Raw genomic sequence first — 790 nt, 5'->3', positions numbered from 1 at the left:
CGATCCGGTTGCTGGAGAGATCGAGGTGGAGAATATAATTGTAGATCTTGTGGAAGGTAGGACCTCCATCATTCATCGTCTCCACAATAGAATCCCCGACCCCGACTTCCTCCAACCACAACAGATAATTGAACAAAAAACAACGCGAAACACCGTGAGCCTGCGCCAAAGCACCCAACAAAGCCCAACTCCCCGTATTCAACCGAACATTGATCCGAACCATATTCTCCCGACCAACGCTCGGCTGATACGACGTCTTCCCCGCCCGTTTACCAATGCGTTCCACCGACGTCAGATATTTTCCATACGTCCGCAGAAGTTCCGGAATCAACTTCGGCAAACGTTTCCTTTGATCTTCGCGATATCGCAGGAGCGTTTGTTTCGGAACGAGAAGCGTCACGACCTCCGCCCGACTTTCCCGCAATTCAGAATCGATCCTATGATCCGAACTTAAAAGTAAAACACCCATTCCCATACCGAGAACGGTTCCTCCAAATTTCTCCAAGAACAAACCGAATCTAAAAAAAAGTTCCATTCGCGGAAATTTTCAAAATTTTTTCCAATAAAAGGCTCCGCCAACGTAACAACAACGAGCGGATTTTTTCGGAATGACCGGAAAGAACTACGAATTTATGGCTTCGAAACAAGAAAGCGTATTGGAGGTCGATATGGTCCTCGAGCCAACCCGAAACCCAAAACGAAGTTTTACATCGGGACAACGATCAAAACTCGGAACCGTTTTTCCAATGAAGCACACAAGCTCCGCGAATCGGAAAAGACCGCAACTTGG

1 protein-coding gene is annotated in these 790 nt (G+C 47.3%); it reads right to left on the bottom strand.

Annotation, left to right across the window (positions count from 1 at the left end; all coding sequences use genetic code 11):
* Positions 1–469, bottom strand: a 469-nt coding sequence (locus EHQ17_RS12800; RefSeq protein WP_135590175.1) for a DUF1564 domain-containing protein, incomplete at its 3' end; no start/stop codon positions are given.
* Between the last annotated feature and the right edge of the window lie 321 nt (positions 470–790).

This window comes from Leptospira gomenensis (genome assembly GCF_004770155.1).
GTDB lineage: Bacteria > Spirochaetota > Leptospiria > Leptospirales > Leptospiraceae > Leptospira > Leptospira gomenensis.
Note: the sequence above shows the minus strand (reverse complement) of the source record. Positions and strands in the feature narration are given on the sequence as shown.